Genomic DNA, 16,742 nt, shown 5'->3' with positions numbered 1-16,742 from the left:
TCCTTCAGCGTTCTACTTGCATGTATTAGGCACGCCGCCAGCGTTCATCCTGAGCCAGGATCAAACTCTCATTAAAATAATTGTTTGTCTTAAACTCATTCTGTCACTGACAGATTTATTGTTTTTTCATTGTTCAGTACTATAACCTTAGTTATAGTGCCCTGCACATTGGTTCGTCTTGTTCAGTTTTCAAAGGTCTTTGTCGCTCTCGCGCGACAACTATATTAGTATATCACGTCCATGAAAACTTGTCAATATCTTTTTTCTATTTTTTTAATTTTTTTGTTGTTTTTTTAATTTAAAAAAAGGAAATGCTGTTAAATCAGCATTTCCCAAGCTCTTTTATGATTTCTTCGAGATAAACCTCTTCTTGGTTTCCACGATCCATCAATCCTCTTTTTGATATTTTTAACAAATCTAACGAATATTGTTTAATTTTCACCAATTCACTTTCAGTTAACTGTTTTTTCGAGTATTGCCTTCTTAATTCTCTCGGATTTTCTTTACTAAAATCAAAAACGATGTTTTGAGCTAAATACTCTTCTAATTCTTTGATATTATGATGCAATCCGACATGAAATGCAATTGGTGCAAATGTTTTATTTAATGGTTGAGTACAAACACTTCTATATTCGATGGTTCCTCTTGTTGTTAAATCTTGAAAATGGTAGCTTCTATGATTCTTTAGGTCCTCTTCTTGCGGTTTTATTTCTTGTCTAGTTCTATCTAAGCGATAGGCTACTATTTTTTCTTTTGCGAGATAATCCTCTACTCTAATAGGTTCGAAATATAAGATTTCATTCTCACGATAAACATAAAACAAGGCTGTCTTCGCTAAATATTCTAGAAAGTCCTTTTCATTTATAAACGCTTTAGGATTTACACCAACATTTTCCTGATAATAGCCATGCATGGAATCTTCCCAGAAAATATCTCTTGAGATCTTCGTATCCCAGTCTTCTCCATCGAAAATGGAATTAGCAAACAGATATGCTTTTGCTGGCTCTACCTTATTCATCGCATTAATTATTTCCAAGTAATTCGTTCTTGAAACATCTAATTGTACTTGATTCCCACAAATAAAGGTTCCATAGTCTGGATAATGATGGAATCGATGGTTAGGATCTTGTCCAGACAGTTGTAAGAATTGAATCAGCATTTTATAACGATCAATTTTTACAGGTTGATTTTCATTTATTCTCCAATAAGGATGGATGCCTTTTCCTTCTATTTGATGCTGCCTCTCTCTTAAGAATGGTTGAATGATTCCTAAATAGTGTTGAAACCGTCTTTCGACTTCTTGGATGGTTTTAGTCTTTTCAAAAGCAAATTCAATGGTATTGTAAGATAACTCAAATAAAATTTGATCTTTGTTTATTTTATGCTGTAACTGGACTGGATTCCCATCTTCATCTTGTTTAATCGCAATAAACTTTTCAACTTCTTGCAGATGCTTAAAAAGAGCCTTTGTAACCAGTACATCCGTTTTATTCCCCATTGTATTTACGATTGGAAATTCGAGTTCAACCCCAATGTACTGCTCTGGATTATCTTTTAGCGAGGCAAGGTAACGCTTTGCCAATAATTGCTGGGCGAGTGCTTGTGATTTTTCTTTTACTGTCATAACTCTTCTATTATATCAAAAAAACGCCTGCTTACGAAATTGTTTTAAATTAAAGCAATTTCGTAAACAAGCGTCTACCATTTACCTCAATATGATGAGTGTTACCGCTAGGATAAATCCTAGCGGCAGACCAGAGCTAGACTAAGAAGAACCATTCAGTCCTTCCAACATCATAACACTCAACAAAATTGATGATTTTATACTAATTCGATAATTGCCATTGGCGCAGCATCCCCACGGCGTGGTTCAGTTTTAAGGATACGAGTATATCCACCATTGCGCTCAGCATAACGTGGTGCAAGTTCAGAGAACAATTTTTGAAGTGCAGTTGTTTCTGAATATTTACCAGTTTCTTCATCAAAGTTTTGTGATGCAACTTCGTTACGTACGTAAGCAGCTGCTTGACGACGTGCATGCAAGTCACCACGTTTACCTAAAGTAATCATTTTTTCAACTGATTTACGGATTTCTTTTGCACGTGCTTCAGTTGTTACGATTGCTTCATTGATGATAAGATCTGTAGTCAAATCACGAAGCATTGCTTTACGTTGTGAGCTAGTGCGTCCTAGTTTACGGTAAGCCATGTATTCCTCCTCTATTTATCGTTTTTTAGCCCAAGGCCTAAATCGGCAAGCTTAACTTTAACTTCTTCGAGACTCTTACGTCCAAGGTTACGAACCTTCATCATTTCTGGTTCAGATTTTTCTGTCAAATCATACACAGTATTGATACCGGCACGTTTCAAACAGTTATATGAACGAACAGAAAGATCCAATTCTTCGATGGTACGTTCTAGTACTCGATCATCTGATGCTGTATCTACTTCCTTCATAACATCTGTCGCAATCGCGATTTCTGTTAAGTTCGTAAAGAGGTTAAGGTGTTCTGTCAAAATACGAGCAGATAAACCTAAAGCATCTTCTGGAATAATTGTTCCATTTGTTAAGATTTCAAGGGTTAGTTTGTCAAAACCATCGTTGCTACCAACGCGAGCTGGTTCAACTTGGTAATTAACCTTTGTCACTGGCGTATAGATTGAATCTACAGCAAGTGTACCTACTGGTGCATCATCTTTTTTATTTTGATCAGCTGGAACATAACCACGACCGCTGTTTACAGTCAAAGTCGCTTTGAAGCTTGATCCTTCACCGATTGTGAAAAGATAATGATCAGGGTTTACAATTTCAATATCACTATCTGTAAGAATATCTCCAGCAGTCACTTCTGCAGGACCTTCTACATCAAGTTCAATAATCTTTTCGTCTTGGACGTAAGATTTTACAGCGATCCCTTTAACGTTAAGAATGATTTGCATAACGTCTTCACGGACACCTGGAACTGTATCAAATTCGTGCAATACACCTTCAATGTTAATTGAAGTAACAGCAGCACCTGGAAGTGAAGCTAATAATACGCGACGAAGAGAGTTCCCTAGTGTTGTACCATAACCACGTTCAAGTGGTTCTACTACAAATACACCGTAATCTTTATTTTCATCAATTTTTGTTATATTTGGTTTTTCAAACTCAATCATTTGCTATACTCCCTCTGAAACGAAAAGCTGTGTAATTGTTGATGATTATACACGGCGACGTTTTGGAGGACGAGCACCATTGTGTGGCACAGGAGTCACATCGCGGATTGCAGTAACTTCAAGACCAGCAGCAGCAAGAGCACGAATAGCAGACTCACGACCAGAACCAGGACCTTTAACAGTAACTTCTACTGATTTAAGACCATGTTCTTGAGCTGATTTTGCAGCAGCTTCTGAAGCCATTTGTGCAGCAAATGGTGTAGATTTACGAGAACCTTTGAAACCAAGAGCACCTGCAGATGACCATGCAATTGCGTTACCATGCACATCAGTAATCATAACAATTGTGTTATTAAATGTTGCGTGAATATGAGCAATACCTGATTCGATATTCTTTTTCACACGACGTTTACGTGTTGGTTTAGCCAAGATTTTTACCTCCTTATTTTATTTTCTTATTTTTTCTTACCAGCAATCGCAACAGCTTTACCTTTACGAGTGCGAGCATTGTTTTTAGTGTTTTGTCCACGAACAGGAAGTCCACGACGGTGACGGATACCACGGTATGAACCGATTTCCATCAAACGTTTAATGTTCAAGTTCACTTCACGACGAAGGTCACCTTCTACTTTAATTGCGTCAACTTCACGACGGATAGCATCTTCTTGATCTGGTGTAAGGTCGCGAACACGAATATCTTCAGAAACGCCTGCAGCAGCAAGAATTTTCTTAGATGTTGGAAGTCCGATACCGTATACATAAGTCAATGAAATTACTACACGTTTGTCATTTGGAATGTCAACTCCAGCAATACGAGCCATGTTTTCTCCTTTCTATCTTATCCTTGACGTTGTTTGTGTTTTGGATTTGCTGGGCAAATTACCATAACACGACCATTACGACGAATTACTTTACAGTATTCGCAAATTGGTTTGACCGATGGTCTTACTTTCATTTTTATCCCTCCAAGTTTTTCGATTATTTAAAGCGGTATGTGATACGTCCACGTGTCAAATCGTACGGACTCATCTCCACTGTAACACGATCTCCCGCTAAAATACGAATATAGTTTTTACGAATTTTACCAGAAACTGTTGCTAAAATCTGATGTCCATTTTCAAGTTCAACCGTAAACATAGCATTCGGCATCGTATCGACTACTTTGCCTTCTACTTCAATCACATCGTCTTTTGCCACGCAAAAGTACCTCCATAAATTTCGATTCATTCCTCTGAGCACAGAGGTAACAATTATAAGTCAGACTAATTCATTGTATCACTTGTTGTCAATTATTGCAAGTGACTAAAACGTTTTTATTTCAAATTCTCCAAGACTTTTTGGATATCTTTAAAGACGTCGTTAATGTCTTGATTTCCTTCGATATCATGGACTAACCCTTTTGCACGATAATGAGCAAGAATCGGCTCACCTTGAGCAATATTCACATCCAAGCGACGTTTAACCGTTTCTGGCTTATCGTCCTCACGTTGGTAATAGTCTTCTTCCTTGTAATCAGCTGGTGGATTGAATACCTTATGGTAGGTTTCACCTGTTTCACGGTGAATGATACGTCCACTCAAGCGTTCAAGAAGGCAAGATGGATCTACTTCGATGTTGATCACTCCCTCAAGTTCAAGACCAAGGTCGACCAAGATTTGATCCAAAGCATGTGCTTGTTCAATCGTGCGAGGGAAACCATCTAAGAGGAATCCTTTTTCTTTAATATCGTCTTGAGCCAAACGTTCTTTTACAATCCCGTTTGTCACATCATCTGGCACCAATTCACCTTTATCGATGAATGATTTTGCCAACACACCCATTTCGGTTTGATTGGCCATTGCAGCACGGAACATATCCCCAGTTGAGATATGTGCAACTTGAAATTGTTCTACAATCTTAGCCGCTTGTGTCCCCTTACCTGCTCCAGGCAATCCCATGATTAATAGATTCATAATCATTTGCTCCTTATTTTGTTTTTAAATAAGTCTGTTACGATCTAACAAACTTATTCAAAAACAAAATAGAAGGTTGACAATGTCAACCTAATTCTATTCTGTTGTATCCATGAAACCAATGTATTTGCGTTTCAATAAGTAACCTTCTAATTGTTTCATTCCTTCAATACCAGTTGAGATGATAATCAAGAGACTAGTTCCTCCAAGAGCAACTGTATCTGTCAAACCAAAGACATCCCGAGCAAGGATTGGAATAATGGTGATGAATCCAAGGAAGAGAGAACCAACCGTAGCCAACCGTCTAAGAAGACGTGACATGTAGTCTTCCGTTCCCTTACCAGGACGTACACCTGGAATGTAGGCACCACTCTTTTGTAGATTTTCCGCAGTTTTTTCTGGGTTAATCTGTACAAATGTGTAGAAGAAAGTAAACAAAATGATTAGCAAAGCATACATTGCTACACCTGTTGGTGTATTGGTCGCTAACATAGATTGTGCTGTTCGAACCCATCCAGCATTGTAACCCATGGCACTAATGACCTGGAAAATTGCTGCCGGTGCAGCTGTGATCGAACTAGCAAAGATGACAGGAATAACTCCAGCTGGGTTTACCTTCAATGGAAGATATGAGCTAGATGGTGCTCCTTGTGCAATTTTTGTGTATTGAATTGGAATTTTATACTGTGCTTGTTCCACAAAGGTTGTGAAGTAAACAATCACTAATACCGCTAAGATTAACACACCTATGAAAATTAGTGAATTAGTCAATTGTCCATGACGAACGTTAACAAATGAATCTTCGTAAACACCTTTGATCATCTCTGGAATTGAAGAAACAATCCCCGCAAAGATAATCATAGAAACACCATTCCCGTATCCTTTATCGGAAATTTGTTCTCCAAGCCAAGTGACAATCATTGAACCCGTCGTTAAAATCGCACCAATCAAGATGTAAGTTTCAACGTTCGGTGTGGATACCAATTTAGCTTGTGACAAAGTATGGAAAGTAGCTGTAATTCCAATGGATTGAACGAAAGCTAGAACCAAGGCAATATAGCGTGTTGCCTGATTCAACTTTCTCCGCCCAACTTCTCCTTGTTTCCCCCACTCAACAAATTTCGGAAGCAAATCCATTTGAAGGAGCTGAACTACGATGGAAGCCGTGATGTAAGGACTCACCCCGAGGGCGAAGACAGAGAAGTTTCTCATGGCATTCCCTGACACCAAGCTCATCATATTCAAGAAGGAAACATCTTGTAAGTTGTTAAGGATTTTCGCATTCACACCAGGAACCGTGATCGTGGTCCCGATTCGGAAGACAAGTATGATAAAAATAGTAAATAAAATTTTTGATCTTACTTGTTTAACCTTAAATGCATCTTTTAATAATTTAAAGAACATAGGTCACCCCTCTTAGATGACTTCTACTGAACCACCTTTAGCAGTGATAGCTTCTTCAGCTGATTTAGAGAATTTAGCTGCCTTAACAGACAATTTCTTAGTCAATTCTCCGTTACCAAGAATTTTAATTCCTGATTTTTCAGCTTTTACAATACCTGCTTCCACAAGTACTACTGGTGTTACTTCAGCACCATCTTCGAAGACGTTCAACTGATCAAGGTTCACAATAGCATATTCTTTAGCATTGATGTTTGTAAATCCACGTTTTGGAAGACGACGGAACAATGGAGTTTGTCCACCTTCAAAACCAAGACGTACACCGCCACCGCTACGAGCTTTTTGACCTTTTTGACCACGGCCAGAAGTTTTACCATTACCAGATGAAGTACCACGACCAACACGGTTGCGGACTTTACGTGAACCTGCAGCAGGTTGTAATTCATGAAGTTTCATTATTATTTTCTCCTCTTTTGTAAATTGCTAACGCTTGTAATCAGGAAAAGGTGTCCCGACTACAAACTCGCCTATACTTATATTTAGTTTTAGGGGATGAGAAATTTCTCATACCCCTGAAAACCTTGTTTCTATTTTTTAATAGATTATTTTACTTCTTCAACTGTTACCAAGTGAGATACTGCAGTGATCATACCACGTACTGCTGGGTTATCTTCTTTAATAACAGAGCTGTTCAATTTGCCAAGTCCAAGTGCTACAACAGTTTTACGTTGTGACGGGATGCGTCCGATTGGAGACTTAGTCAAAGTAATTTTAATTTGAGCCATTTGAATCTCCTTTCTTAAGCCAAGTCAGAAACTGAAATACCACGAAGGGCAGCAACTTCTTCAGCGCGTTTCAATTGAGCTAAACCTTCCACTGTTGCACGAACAATGTTGATTGGAGTGTTTGATCCAAGTGATTTAGATGTTACATCTGCAATACCTGCCAATTCAACAACGGCACGAACTGCACCACCTGCAGCAACCCCAGCCCCTTCGATAGCTGGTTTCAACAATACACGAGCTCCACCAAATACTGATGTTACTTCATGAGGAATTGTTGTTCCAACCATAGGAACTTCAATCAAGTTTTTCTTAGCATCTTCTACTGCTTTACGGATTGCTTCTGGTACTTCTTGAGCTTTACCTGTACCAAAACCAACACGTCCGTTACGGTCACCAACAACTACAAGAGCTGCAAAGCGAAGACGACGTCCACCTTTAACAACTTTTGTAACACGGTTGATGGCAACTACACGTTCTTCAAGTTCAACTGCATTGTCTTTAAATGCCATTTTCTAGTGTCCTCCTATTAGAATTTCAATCCGTTTTCACGAGCTGCATCAGCCAAAGCTTTAACACGTCCGTGATATAGATATCCACCGCGGTCGAACACCACTTCAGAAATACCTTTAGCAACTGCACGTTCAGCAACAAGTTTGCCGACAACAACGGCTTGTTCAGTTTTAGTTCCTTTTGAAACTTCTTTGTCAAGAGTTGAAGCGCTTGCGAGCGTTACACCCGCTACGTCATCAATTACTTGAGCGTAGATGCCTGTATTAGAACGGAATACGTTCAAACGTGGGCGATCAGCAGTTCCAGAGAGTTTTCCGCGAACGCGACGGTGGCGTTTTTGACGGATTTTATTTTTATCTGGTTTCGAAATCACAATTTTCACCTCTTAATTTTAAAATCATGTGCTAAGCACTGAGTTGGTAAGATGAAGATTGGTTGAAAAACAACCAAACTACATTATTTACCTGTTTTACCTTCTTTACGGCGAACGAATTCACCAACATAACGGATCCCTTTACCTTTGTAAGGTTCTGGTGAACGAAGGCTACGTACGTAAGCAGCTGTTTGCCCAACTACTTCTTTTGAAATTCCGCTAACAACGATTGTTGTTGGGTTTGGAAGTTCAAAAGTAATTCCTTCTGGAGCTTCAACTTCGTCTGGATGTGATTTACCAACAGCCAAAACAAGTTTTGATCCTTGAAGTTGTGCACGGTAACCAACCCCGCGCATTTCAAGTTCTTTCTTGAATCCTTCTGAAACACCAATTACCATGTTGTTCAAAAGGGCACGAGTAGTTCCGTGGATAGTTTTCATTTCTTTTGAATCGTTTGGACGGTGAAGAGTTACTTCAGTACCTTCCACACGGATTTCAATATCTTTTGAGAACTCACGAGTAAGTTCTCCTTTAGGTCCTTTTACAGTTACAACGTTGTCATTGTTAGTGAGTTCAACACCAGCAGGCAACACGATAACTTTATTACCAATACGTGACATGTTTTTATTCTCCTGTTAAATTGTCAGGCCTTTGAAGGCCAGTTTTCACGGGGTTAAATCATTATGATTTAAAAGTTAATGTTTAGGTCTCAATTTCTAAGTGAATCGAGGCATCGTCTCGCAGACATAACTTAGTGTTAGGCAAGAGACGATAACGAAGAGTGACAACGAAATTGGGAGCTAAATATTACCAAACGTAAGCGATAACTTCCCCACCAACGTTCTTTTGGCGTGCTTCTTTATCAGTAAGCAAACCTTCAGAAGTTGAAAGGATAGCAATTCCAAGTCCATTAAGAACTTTTGGAAGATCTTCACGTTTTTTGTAAACACGCAAACCTGGTTTAGAAACACGTTTCAAGTTTGTGATAACTTTTTCACCGTTTGCTCCGTATTTCAAGAACACGCGGATGATACCTTGTTTGTCATCTTCGATTACTTCAACGTTTTTTACAAAACCTTCGCGTTTAAGGATTTCAGCAATCCCTTTTTTGATGTTTGATGCAGGTACTTCAAGTACTTCGTGTTTTGCTTGGTTAGCGTTACGAATACGAGTTAGGAAGTCTGCGATTGGGTCAGTCATAACCATTTTATATTTCTCCTCTTACTAGTAGTTTGAATGTTTCACTTGCTAGTTAATACATGATACAGAGAGCGTAACAGCAAGAGCAAAAATAGGCAATTTATTGCAGGAGCCATGCTCCAAAGTAAATTGGTCTTTTTTGCCAAAGCTGTAGCTCGTGTTCAAATTGGCTAGCCAAACTGAACTCGGGCTAAACTCTGTGTGAAAAAGATGAACTTTCCTAGAAACAAAAGTTTCTTCGTCAAGTTCCCTATTTTCACTTGGAGTTTTGACGCCCTTAATATCTTACATTACCAAGATGCTTTAGTGACACCAGGGATTTGTCCTTTGTATGCCAATTCACGGAAGCAAACACGGCAAAGTTTAAACTTGCGGTAAACTGAGTGTGGACGTCCACAACGTTCACAGCGAGTGTATGCTTGAGTAGAGAACTTCGCTGGGCGTTTGTTCTTAGCAATCATAGATTTTTTAGCCATTAGTTTTACCTCCTATATTATTTTGCAAACGGCATACCAAGGCCAGTAAGCAATGCACGTGATTCTTCGTCTGTGTTCGCAGTAGTTACGATTACGATATCCAAACCACGAGTTTTATCAACATCATCAAAGTTGATTTCTGGGAAGATCAATTGTTCTTTTACACCAAGTGTGTAGTTTCCGCGTCCGTCAAATGATTTTGTTGGAACACCATGGAAGTCACGAACACGTGGAAGTGAAACTGAAACCAATTTGTCCAAGAATTCGTACATACGTTCGCCACGAAGAGTTACTTTCGCACCGATCGCTACACCTTCACGAAGACGGAAGCCGGCGATTGATTTTTTAGCTTTTGTGATAAGTGGTTTTTGACCTGAGATCAATGCCAATTCTTCAGCAGCTTTCTCAAGGTTTTTAGCGTTAGAAACAGCATCTCCAACACCCATGTTCAAAACGATCTTATCAACTTTTGGCACTGCCATAACTGATGAGTAGTTAAATTGTTCAGTCAAAGCTGGAACTACTTCATTAAGGTATTTTTCTTTTAAACGATTAGCCATTATACTTCTCCTTTCCTTCGTGATTAGTCAAGCACTTCGCCTGATTTTTTGTTATAACGAACTTTTTTGCCGTCTACGAATTTGTAGCCAACACGTCCAGCAACACCGTTCTTGTCTAAAACTTGAACGTTTGATACATGGATTGGAGCTTCTTTTTCGATGATAGCACCTTGAGGGTTTTCGTTATTTGGACGTTGGTGTTTTTTAACAAGGTTTACACCTTCAACAACAACTTTATTTACTTTTGGAAGAGCAGCAACGACTTTAGCTTCAACACCTTTGTCTTTACCAGCAATTACACGAACTTTGTCGCCAGTTTTTACAAACATTTTATTCTCCTTTTATTCTTACGCCCGATGGGCACCCTGGCCAATGAGCCAGGGGACTGTGTTTGTGATTTTTAAAATTAAAGTACTTCTGGAGCAAGTGATACGATCTTCATGAAACCACCGTCACGCAATTCGCGAGCGACTGGGCCAAAGATACGAGTTCCGCGAGGAGTTTTGTCTTCACGGATGATCACTGCGGCATTTTCGTCGAATTTGATGTATGAACCATCTTTACGACGAGCACCTGATTTAGTACGAACGATAACAGCTTTTACAACGTCACCTTTTTTAACCGCACCACCAGGAGTAGCTTGTTTTACAGATGCCACAATAACATCACCGATGTTTGCAAATTTACGTCCTGAGCCACCAAGAACTTTGATAGTCAAGATTTCGCGAGCACCACTGTTGTCTGCGACTTTCAAACGAGTTTCTGTTTGAATCATTTCAGTTTTCTCCTTTCAGGTTAGATTAGATGATGACCGCTTCTTCAACAACTTCTACAAGACGGAAGCGTTTTGTAGCTGAAAGCGGACGAGTTTCCATGATACGAACGATATCGCCTTCTTTGGCAACGTTGTTTTCATCATGTGCTTTGTATTTTTTAGAATAGTTGATACGTTTACCATAGACTGGGTGGTTACGTTTAGTTTCAACTACAACTGTGATTGTTTTGTCCATTTTGTCAGACACAACGCGTCCAACAAGAACTTTACGATTATTGCGTTCCATTGAAATTCTCCTTCCCTAGTCTATTATTTAGCTTCTGATTGAACAGTTTTGATACGAGCGATTTGTTTTTTCACTTCTTTCAAACGTCCAGTTTGCTCCAATTGACCTGCAGCAGCTTGGAAACGAAGTTCAAACAATTCTTTTTTCAATTCATTTTCACGCTTCGCGAGTTCTTCTTGAGAAAGACCACGAAGTTCTTTAACAAATTCTTTTACTTCTGTAAGTTTCATGACCTCTCCTTATTTTGCTTCACGTTTTACGAATTTACATTTAACTGGCAATTTGTGGCTTGCAAGACGAAGCGCTTCGCGAGCGATCTCTTCAGATACACCAGCAACTTCAAACATTACTTTACCACGTTTAACTGGTGCTACCCAACCTTCAGGTGCCCCTTTACCAGATCCCATACGTACCCCGATAGCTTTAGCGGTGTATGATTTGTGTGGGAAGATCTTGATCCAAACCTTACCACCACGTTTCATGTAACGAGTCATGGCAATACGAGCAGCTTCGATTTGGCGGTTAGTAATCCAGTGGCTAGTTGTAGCCTGAAGACCGTATTCACCGAATGATACTTCTTTTCCACCTTTTGCTTCACCGCGCATTTTACCACGGAATTCGCGACGGTGTTTTACACGTTTAGGTACTAACATTGGTTATTTACCTCCTTTAGCGTCTTTACGAGCTGGAAGAACTTCACCACGGTAGATCCATACTTTAACACCAAGTTTACCGTAAGTTGTATCTGCTTCTTCCCAAGCGTAATCGATGTCTGCGCGAAGTGTGTGGAGTGGAACTGTACCTTCAGAGTATCCTTCAGCACGAGCAATATCTGCACCGTTCAAACGACCTGATACTTGAGTTTTGATTCCTTTAGCTCCAGCGCGCATAGTACGTTGGATCGCTTGTTTTTGAGCACGACGGAAAGCCACACGTTGCTCCAATTGACGAGCAATTCCTTCACCAACAAGGTGAGCATCCAAGTCAGGACGTTTGATCTCGATGATGTTGATGTGAACTTGTTTACCTGTCAATTTGTTAAGAGCTGCACGAAGTGCATCGACGTTTGCTCCACCTTTACCGATAACCATACCTGGTTTAGCAGTGTGAAGAGAAACGTTAACTTTGTTTACTGCGCGTTCGATTTCAATAGTAGAAACCGCTGCGTCAGCTAATTCTTTTTGAATAAATTTGCGGATTGCAAGATCTTCATGAAGGTAATCCGCGTATTCTTTTTCAGCATACCATTTGGCATCCCAATCACGGATGATGCCGACACGCATTCCAATTGGATGTACTTTTTGACCCACGATGTTACCCTCCTTATTTTTCTGTCACAACCACTGTGATGTGGCTTGTGCGTTTGTTGATTGGTGAAGCTGAACCTTTCGCACGTGGACGGAAACGTTTCATCGTTGGTCCTTCGTTTGCGAATGCTTCAGATACTACCAAGTTTGCTTTTTCCAAACCAAAGTTGTTTTCAGCGTTTGCTACTGCTGAATCCAACACTTTCAAGATGATTTCAGCTGCTTTGTTTGGAGTGAATTTCAAGATTGCTACTGCATCGGCTACGCTTTTACCACGGATGTTGTCAAGAACAAGACGTGATTTACGAGGTGAAACACGCACTGTACGAGCCATTGCTTTAGCTGAAGTAATTTCTGCCATTTATGTTCTCCTTATTTTCTACGTGTCTTCTTGTCATCTGCAGCGTGACCTTTGTAAGTACGAGTTGGTGCAAATTCACCAAGCTTGTGACCTACCATGTCTTCTTGGATGTAAACAGGTACGTGTTTACGTCCATCATAAACTGCGATAGTGTAACCAATGAAACTTGGGAAGATCGTTGAACGACGTGACCAAGTTTTGATAACTTTTTTCTTTTCGTCGTTAGCTTGAGCTTCAACTTTTTTCATCAAATGCTCATCGACGAAAGGTCCTTTTTTAAGACTGCGTCCCATTTTATTTTTTTCTCCTTTAAATATAGTACCACAGCGGCTTGCGCTCACAAGGAGCGCTACCGAGCTGGCGGATCATCTAGCGCTTAAGCGACTAGTTCTAAATTATTTCTCGTTGCGACGACGAACGATAAGTTTGTCAGATTTCGCTTTCTTGTTACGAGTTTTAAGACCAAGAGCAGGTTTGCCCCATGGAGTAGATGGTGCTTTACGACCAACTGGTGCTTTACCTTCACCACCACCGTGTGGGTGATCATTCGGGTTCATTACAGAACCACGAACTGTTGGACGGATACCTTTCCAACGGCTACGACCAGCTTTACCAAGGTTTACAAGTCCATGTTGTTCGTTTCCGACAACACCAACTGTAGCACGGCAAGTACCAAGGATCATACGAACTTCGCCTGATTGAAGACGAACAAGTACGTATTTACCTTCAGCACCCAATACTTGAGCAGAAGCTCCAGCAGCACGTACCAATTCTCCACCACGACCTGGTTTCAATTCGATGTTGTGGATCAAAGTACCAACTGGGATGTTAGCAAGTGGAAGAGCGTTTCCGACTTTGATATCTGCTTCTGGACCTGAAACGATGCGTTGACCAACTTCAAGACCTTTTGGAGCGATGATGTATGCTTTCACACCGTCAGTGTAGTGTACCAAAGCGATGTTTGCAGAACGGTTTGGATCGTACTCAATTGTTTTTACAACTGCTTCAACGTTATCTTTGTTACGTTTGAAGTCAATCAAACGGTAATGACGTTTGTGTCCACCACCTTGGTGACGAACTGTGATACGTCCGTTGTTGTTACGACCTGCTTTGCTCTTCAATGAAACGAGCAAAGATTTCTCTGGTGTGCTTGTTGTGATTTCAGCGAAATCCAAAGAAGTCATATTACGGCGACCGTTTGTTGTTGGTTTATAAACACGAATTCCCACGATATTTCCTCCTTAGATTATTCAGCTTCAGTAGCGAACAACTCGATTGCTTTTGAATCAGCTGTAAGCGTGATGATAGCTTTTTTAGTTTTTGAAGTAAAACCAGTGTAACGCCCAACACGTTTAGCTTTTGGTTTTACGTTTACAGTGTTCACATTCGCAACTTTTACACCTTCAAAGGCAGCTTCAACAGCTTGTTTGATCAAAAGTTTGTGAGCGCGAGTGTCAACTTCGAATACATATTTGCCTGCTTCAAGTTGAGCCATTGACTTTTCAGTGATAACAGGTTTTTTGATAACATCATACAAATTCATTATGCAAGAACCTCCTCGATTTTAGAGATAGCTGCTTGAGTAACAAGAAGTTTGTCACTATTTGCGATGTCAAGAACACTTGCAGTTGTAGCAGTCGCAACTTTCACGTTTGGAAGGTTACGAGCTGAAAGAGCTGCGAATTCGTTTCCTTCTTCAAGAATAACAAGGACTTTAGAATCGATGCTCAAAGCTGCAAGAACTTTTGCAAATTCAGCAGTTTTTGGAGCTGTAAATTCAAGAGAATCAACGGCTACAAATTTGTTTTCAGCAACTTTTTCTGAGTAAACAGATTTAAGCGCAAGGCGACGAACTTTTTGAGGAAGTTTGTACGCATAGCTACGTGGAGTTGGTCCGAAGACGATTCCACCACCACGCCATTGTGGAGAGCGGATAGAACCTTGACGAGCACGTCCAGTTCCTTTTTGACGCCATGGTTTGCGTCCGCCACCTGAAACGGCTGAGCGGTTTTTAACTGCGTGAGTCCCTTGACGAAGGCTAGCACGTTGGCTGATGATCACATCAAATACAACTGCTTGGTTTGGTTCGATACCAAAGATCGCATCGTTAAGAACAACTTCGCCCGCTTGTTTACCAGTTTGGTCGAATAATGTTACATTTGCCATTTTGACTGTATTCCCCTTTCCTTATTATTTACCAGCTTTAACTGCTGACTTGATAGTGATAAGAGATTTCTTAGCACCTGGTACGTTACCTTTAATAAGGATAACGTTCTTTTCTGGAACAACTTGTACAACTTCAAGGTTTTGAATCGTTACACGATCGCCACCCATGCGTCCTGCAAGGTTTTTACCTTTGAATACGCGGTTAGGTGCAACAGGTCCCATAGAACCTGGACGACGGTGGTAACGAGAACCGTGAGCCATAGGTCCACGTGATTGTCCGTGGCGTTTGATAACACCTTGGAAACCTTTACCTTTAGAAGTACCAGTTACATCAACAATGTCTCCAGCTTCGAAAGTATCAACTGTGATTTCAGCACCAACTTCCAAGCCTTCAACGTTTTTGAATTCACGAATGAAGCGCTTAGGAGCCGTGTTAGCTTTTGCTACATGTCCTTTAGCAGGTTTGTTGCTCAATACTTCGCGTTTGTCATCGAAACCAACTTGGATAGCGTTGTAACCATCTGTTTCAACAGTTTTAACTTGAAGAACAACGTTTGGAGTTGCTTCGATAACTGTTACAGGGATCAATTCGCCAGCTTCAGTGAAGATTTGAGTCATTCCCACTTTTTTCCCTAAGATTCCTTTTGTCATGAGAAAATAGTTCCTTTTCTATAGTTTTTTTATTCAAAAAGTTTTTAACGAGCGTTTTTTATGCTCAAGGTATCAAGCTTTAGATTAAAGTTTGATTTCTACGTTTACACCGCTTGGAAGATCCAATTTCATCAAAGCATCAACTGTTTTTTGAGTTGGGTTGATGATATCGATCAAACGTTTGTGTGTACGCATTTCGAATTGTTCGCGAGAATCTTTGTATTTGTGAGTCGCACGAATGATTGTGTAGAGGCTACGCTCAGTTGGAAGTGGGATTGGACCCGCAACTTGTGCACCTGTACGAGTAGCTGATTCTACGATTTTTGCAGCCGCTGTATCAAGTGTACGGTGTTCGTACGCTTTCAAACGGATGCGGATTTTTTTGTTTGCCATCTTTTTCTCCTTTTCGTCTATTTAAGATAATAGGCTAGCTCCACAAGAAAACCGACGCGCGTTGCGTGGCAATGCAACCGAGCGTGTCGCAACCTCTTGCATCAAAGCTAATAGCTGTTTTTCACAGCACCATAGTAGTTTAACACAATGAAAGCCCCAATGCAAGGGATTTGAGTAGTTTTTTTCGTTTTTTTTTGATGAAAGTGTTTTCGAAAGAAATAAAGTGCTAAAAAAGTTGCTATTATATAGAAAAAAGGGAGCGAGACAGAACAAATTTATTTCCAAATTTGTTCGTCGTCTCGCCCCCGCAGATTAGGTTATCTTGGGAGCTTAACAAGTGAACAAAGATACCAATCAACCACTGCGTCTCGCAGTTATTCCTATTATT

At 40.1% G+C, this 16,742-nt stretch carries 30 protein-coding genes and 1 rRNA gene; all 31 read right to left on the bottom strand.

Translation table 11 applies throughout. From position 1 onward, the window contains the following. A 16S ribosomal RNA gene (locus H8S88_RS09355) occupies positions 1–76 on the bottom strand; the annotation flags it as partial. 246 nt (positions 77–322) lie between these two features. Then, positions 323–1,624: a glutamate-cysteine ligase family protein gene (locus H8S88_RS09350; protein WP_125336260.1), complete on the bottom strand. Its 1,302-nt coding sequence runs from the start codon at positions 1,622–1,624 to the stop codon at positions 323–325. 197 nt (positions 1,625–1,821) lie between these two features. Then, complete coding sequence (gene rplQ / locus H8S88_RS09345; RefSeq protein ID WP_006595176.1) at positions 1,822–2,208, bottom strand: 50S ribosomal protein L17; 387 nt, start codon at positions 2,206–2,208, stop codon at positions 1,822–1,824. Between the two features lie 11 nt (positions 2,209–2,219). Beyond that, entirely contained in the window at positions 2,220–3,158 is a 939-nt protein-coding gene (locus H8S88_RS09340; protein WP_006595177.1) for a DNA-directed RNA polymerase subunit alpha, read from the bottom strand. 45 nt (positions 3,159–3,203) lie between these two features. Further along, positions 3,204–3,587: a 30S ribosomal protein S11 gene (rpsK, locus tag H8S88_RS09335; protein ID WP_001118385.1), complete on the bottom strand. Its 384-nt coding sequence runs from the start codon at positions 3,585–3,587 to the stop codon at positions 3,204–3,206. A 26-nt stretch (positions 3,588–3,613) separates the two neighbouring features. Continuing rightward, positions 3,614–3,979 carry a 30S ribosomal protein S13 gene (rpsM, locus tag H8S88_RS09330; RefSeq protein WP_003009631.1) on the bottom strand — a complete coding sequence of 122 codons (366 nt, stop codon included), beginning with the start codon at positions 3,977–3,979 and terminating at the stop codon, positions 3,614–3,616. Positions 3,980–3,996: 17 nt separating this feature from the next. Further along, entirely contained in the window at positions 3,997–4,113 is a 117-nt protein-coding gene (gene rpmJ / locus H8S88_RS09325; protein WP_001808836.1) for a 50S ribosomal protein L36, read from the bottom strand. A 23-nt stretch (positions 4,114–4,136) separates the two neighbouring features. Then, the gene (gene infA, locus H8S88_RS09320; RefSeq protein ID WP_001029883.1) at positions 4,137–4,355 is read right to left on the bottom strand and encodes a translation initiation factor IF-1; all 219 of its coding nucleotides are present in this window, start codon (positions 4,353–4,355) and stop codon (positions 4,137–4,139) included. A 116-nt stretch (positions 4,356–4,471) separates the two neighbouring features. Next, positions 4,472–5,110, bottom strand: a complete 639-nt coding sequence (locus tag H8S88_RS09315; protein ID WP_006597039.1) for an adenylate kinase — start codon at positions 5,108–5,110, stop codon at positions 4,472–4,474. A gap of 96 nt (positions 5,111–5,206) precedes the next feature. Continuing rightward, the gene (gene secY, locus H8S88_RS09310; protein ID WP_048690557.1) at positions 5,207–6,514 is read right to left on the bottom strand and encodes a preprotein translocase subunit SecY; all 1,308 of its coding nucleotides are present in this window, start codon (positions 6,512–6,514) and stop codon (positions 5,207–5,209) included. Between the two features lie 12 nt (positions 6,515–6,526). After that, positions 6,527–6,967, bottom strand: coding sequence for a 50S ribosomal protein L15 (rplO, locus tag H8S88_RS09305; protein WP_006595181.1), 441 nt, complete (start codon positions 6,965–6,967; stop codon positions 6,527–6,529). Positions 6,968–7,113: 146 nt separating this feature from the next. Then, positions 7,114–7,296, bottom strand: a complete 183-nt coding sequence (gene rpmD, locus H8S88_RS09300; RefSeq protein ID WP_002894509.1) for a 50S ribosomal protein L30 — start codon at positions 7,294–7,296, stop codon at positions 7,114–7,116. 14 nt (positions 7,297–7,310) lie between these two features. After that, a complete protein-coding gene (gene rpsE / locus H8S88_RS09295) occupies positions 7,311–7,805 on the bottom strand; it encodes a 30S ribosomal protein S5 (protein WP_006595182.1) in 495 nt (164 codons plus the stop codon). Positions 7,806–7,822: 17 nt separating this feature from the next. Continuing rightward, on the bottom strand, positions 7,823–8,179 hold the full coding sequence (gene rplR / locus H8S88_RS09290; protein WP_003010871.1) for a 50S ribosomal protein L18: 357 nt from the start codon (positions 8,177–8,179) through the stop codon (positions 7,823–7,825). Between the two features lie 83 nt (positions 8,180–8,262). Continuing rightward, complete coding sequence (gene rplF / locus H8S88_RS09285; protein WP_004269753.1) at positions 8,263–8,799, bottom strand: 50S ribosomal protein L6; 537 nt, start codon at positions 8,797–8,799, stop codon at positions 8,263–8,265. A 187-nt stretch (positions 8,800–8,986) separates the two neighbouring features. After that, the gene (rpsH, locus tag H8S88_RS09280; RefSeq protein WP_006595183.1) at positions 8,987–9,385 is read right to left on the bottom strand and encodes a 30S ribosomal protein S8; all 399 of its coding nucleotides are present in this window, start codon (positions 9,383–9,385) and stop codon (positions 8,987–8,989) included. A gap of 284 nt (positions 9,386–9,669) precedes the next feature. Continuing rightward, the gene (locus H8S88_RS09275; protein ID WP_001085699.1) at positions 9,670–9,855 is read right to left on the bottom strand and encodes a type Z 30S ribosomal protein S14; all 186 of its coding nucleotides are present in this window, start codon (positions 9,853–9,855) and stop codon (positions 9,670–9,672) included. A 17-nt stretch (positions 9,856–9,872) separates the two neighbouring features. Next, positions 9,873–10,415, bottom strand: coding sequence for a 50S ribosomal protein L5 (rplE, locus tag H8S88_RS09270; protein ID WP_006595184.1), 543 nt, complete (start codon positions 10,413–10,415; stop codon positions 9,873–9,875). Between the two features lie 23 nt (positions 10,416–10,438). Then, positions 10,439–10,744, bottom strand: a complete 306-nt coding sequence (rplX, locus tag H8S88_RS09265) for a 50S ribosomal protein L24 (RefSeq protein ID WP_006595185.1) — start codon at positions 10,742–10,744, stop codon at positions 10,439–10,441. A 77-nt stretch (positions 10,745–10,821) separates the two neighbouring features. Continuing rightward, positions 10,822–11,190: a 50S ribosomal protein L14 gene (gene rplN, locus H8S88_RS09260; protein WP_002894494.1), complete on the bottom strand. Its 369-nt coding sequence runs from the start codon at positions 11,188–11,190 to the stop codon at positions 10,822–10,824. A gap of 25 nt (positions 11,191–11,215) precedes the next feature. Next, the gene (rpsQ, locus tag H8S88_RS09255) at positions 11,216–11,476 is read right to left on the bottom strand and encodes a 30S ribosomal protein S17 (RefSeq protein ID WP_000440801.1); all 261 of its coding nucleotides are present in this window, start codon (positions 11,474–11,476) and stop codon (positions 11,216–11,218) included. A 23-nt stretch (positions 11,477–11,499) separates the two neighbouring features. Then, positions 11,500–11,706, bottom strand: coding sequence for a 50S ribosomal protein L29 (gene rpmC / locus H8S88_RS09250; RefSeq protein ID WP_003002350.1), 207 nt, complete (start codon positions 11,704–11,706; stop codon positions 11,500–11,502). 9 nt (positions 11,707–11,715) lie between these two features. Beyond that, positions 11,716–12,129 (bottom strand): 50S ribosomal protein L16, encoded by a 414-nt coding sequence (gene rplP / locus H8S88_RS09245; RefSeq protein ID WP_023024998.1) that lies wholly within the window; start codon positions 12,127–12,129, stop codon positions 11,716–11,718. A 3-nt stretch (positions 12,130–12,132) separates the two neighbouring features. After that, positions 12,133–12,786 (bottom strand): 30S ribosomal protein S3, encoded by a 654-nt coding sequence (gene rpsC, locus H8S88_RS09240; protein WP_006595187.1) that lies wholly within the window; start codon positions 12,784–12,786, stop codon positions 12,133–12,135. A gap of 13 nt (positions 12,787–12,799) precedes the next feature. Beyond that, complete coding sequence (gene rplV / locus H8S88_RS09235) at positions 12,800–13,144, bottom strand: 50S ribosomal protein L22 (protein ID WP_048789415.1); 345 nt, start codon at positions 13,142–13,144, stop codon at positions 12,800–12,802. Between the two features lie 11 nt (positions 13,145–13,155). Then, entirely contained in the window at positions 13,156–13,437 is a 282-nt protein-coding gene (gene rpsS, locus H8S88_RS09230) for a 30S ribosomal protein S19 (protein ID WP_000533766.1), read from the bottom strand. 102 nt (positions 13,438–13,539) lie between these two features. Beyond that, positions 13,540–14,373: a 50S ribosomal protein L2 gene (rplB, locus tag H8S88_RS09225; RefSeq protein WP_048690562.1), complete on the bottom strand. Its 834-nt coding sequence runs from the start codon at positions 14,371–14,373 to the stop codon at positions 13,540–13,542. A gap of 17 nt (positions 14,374–14,390) precedes the next feature. Continuing rightward, entirely contained in the window at positions 14,391–14,687 is a 297-nt protein-coding gene (locus H8S88_RS09220) for a 50S ribosomal protein L23 (protein ID WP_006595190.1), read from the bottom strand. Then, positions 14,687–15,310: a 50S ribosomal protein L4 gene (rplD, locus tag H8S88_RS09215; RefSeq protein WP_003009591.1), complete on the bottom strand. Its 624-nt coding sequence runs from the start codon at positions 15,308–15,310 to the stop codon at positions 14,687–14,689. The genes H8S88_RS09220 and rplD overlap by 1 nt, the downstream gene beginning before the upstream one ends. A gap of 24 nt (positions 15,311–15,334) precedes the next feature. Further along, positions 15,335–15,961 (bottom strand): 50S ribosomal protein L3, encoded by a 627-nt coding sequence (gene rplC, locus H8S88_RS09210; RefSeq protein ID WP_003010846.1) that lies wholly within the window; start codon positions 15,959–15,961, stop codon positions 15,335–15,337. A gap of 84 nt (positions 15,962–16,045) precedes the next feature. Further along, entirely contained in the window at positions 16,046–16,354 is a 309-nt protein-coding gene (gene rpsJ, locus H8S88_RS09205; protein WP_003009585.1) for a 30S ribosomal protein S10, read from the bottom strand. Between the last annotated feature and the right edge of the window lie 388 nt (positions 16,355–16,742).

It is taken from the genome of Streptococcus sp. GS001, from assembly GCF_021595565.1.
Classification (GTDB): Bacteria; Bacillota; Bacilli; order Lactobacillales; family Streptococcaceae; genus Streptococcus; species Streptococcus xiaochunlingii.
This window is presented reverse-complemented; position numbering and strand designations above follow the sequence as displayed.

Coding starts and splice junctions, on each gene's coding strand:
- H8S88_RS09350 (WP_125336260.1), bottom strand. CDS start 1,624: ATGACAGTAAAAGAAAAATCACAAGCACTCGCCCAGCAATTATTGGCA.
- rplQ (WP_006595176.1), bottom strand. CDS start 2,208: ATGGCTTACCGTAAACTAGGACGCACTAGCTCACAACGTAAAGCAATG.
- H8S88_RS09340 (WP_006595177.1), bottom strand. CDS start 3,158: ATGATTGAGTTTGAAAAACCAAATATAACAAAAATTGATGAAAATAAA.
- rpsM (WP_003009631.1), bottom strand. CDS start 3,979: ATGGCTCGTATTGCTGGAGTTGACATTCCAAATGACAAACGTGTAGTA.
- rpmJ (WP_001808836.1), bottom strand. CDS start 4,113: ATGAAAGTAAGACCATCGGTCAAACCAATTTGCGAATACTGTAAAGTA.
- H8S88_RS09315 (WP_006597039.1), bottom strand. CDS start 5,110: ATGAATCTATTAATCATGGGATTGCCTGGAGCAGGTAAGGGGACACAA.
- secY (WP_048690557.1), bottom strand. CDS start 6,514: ATGTTCTTTAAATTATTAAAAGATGCATTTAAGGTTAAACAAGTAAGA.
- rplO (WP_006595181.1), bottom strand. CDS start 6,967: ATGAAACTTCATGAATTACAACCTGCTGCAGGTTCACGTAAAGTCCGC.
- rpmD (WP_002894509.1), bottom strand. CDS start 7,296: ATGGCTCAAATTAAAATTACTTTGACTAAGTCTCCAATCGGACGCATC.
- rpsE (WP_006595182.1), bottom strand. CDS start 7,805: ATGGCATTTAAAGACAATGCAGTTGAACTTGAAGAACGTGTAGTTGCC.
- rplF (WP_004269753.1), bottom strand. CDS start 8,799: ATGTCACGTATTGGTAATAAAGTTATCGTGTTGCCTGCTGGTGTTGAA.
- rpsH (WP_006595183.1), bottom strand. CDS start 9,385: ATGGTTATGACTGACCCAATCGCAGACTTCCTAACTCGTATTCGTAAC.
- H8S88_RS09275 (WP_001085699.1), bottom strand. CDS start 9,855: ATGGCTAAAAAATCTATGATTGCTAAGAACAAACGCCCAGCGAAGTTC.
- rplE (WP_006595184.1), bottom strand. CDS start 10,415: ATGGCTAATCGTTTAAAAGAAAAATACCTTAATGAAGTAGTTCCAGCT.
- rplX (WP_006595185.1), bottom strand. CDS start 10,744: ATGTTTGTAAAAACTGGCGACAAAGTTCGTGTAATTGCTGGTAAAGAC.
- rplN (WP_002894494.1), bottom strand. CDS start 11,190: ATGATTCAAACAGAAACTCGTTTGAAAGTCGCAGACAACAGTGGTGCT.
- rpsQ (WP_000440801.1), bottom strand. CDS start 11,476: ATGGAACGCAATAATCGTAAAGTTCTTGTTGGACGCGTTGTGTCTGAC.
- rpmC (WP_003002350.1), bottom strand. CDS start 11,706: ATGAAACTTACAGAAGTAAAAGAATTTGTTAAAGAACTTCGTGGTCTT.
- rplP (WP_023024998.1), bottom strand. CDS start 12,129: ATGTTAGTACCTAAACGTGTAAAACACCGTCGCGAATTCCGTGGTAAA.
- rplV (WP_048789415.1), bottom strand. CDS start 13,144: ATGGCAGAAATTACTTCAGCTAAAGCAATGGCTCGTACAGTGCGTGTT.
- rpsS (WP_000533766.1), bottom strand. CDS start 13,437: ATGGGACGCAGTCTTAAAAAAGGACCTTTCGTCGATGAGCATTTGATG.
- H8S88_RS09220 (WP_006595190.1), bottom strand. CDS start 14,687: ATGAATTTGTATGATGTTATCAAAAAACCTGTTATCACTGAAAAGTCA.
- rplD (WP_003009591.1), bottom strand. CDS start 15,310: ATGGCAAATGTAACATTATTCGACCAAACTGGTAAACAAGCGGGCGAA.
- rplC (WP_003010846.1), bottom strand. CDS start 15,961: ATGACAAAAGGAATCTTAGGGAAAAAAGTGGGAATGACTCAAATCTTC.
- rpsJ (WP_003009585.1), bottom strand. CDS start 16,354: ATGGCAAACAAAAAAATCCGCATCCGTTTGAAAGCGTACGAACACCGT.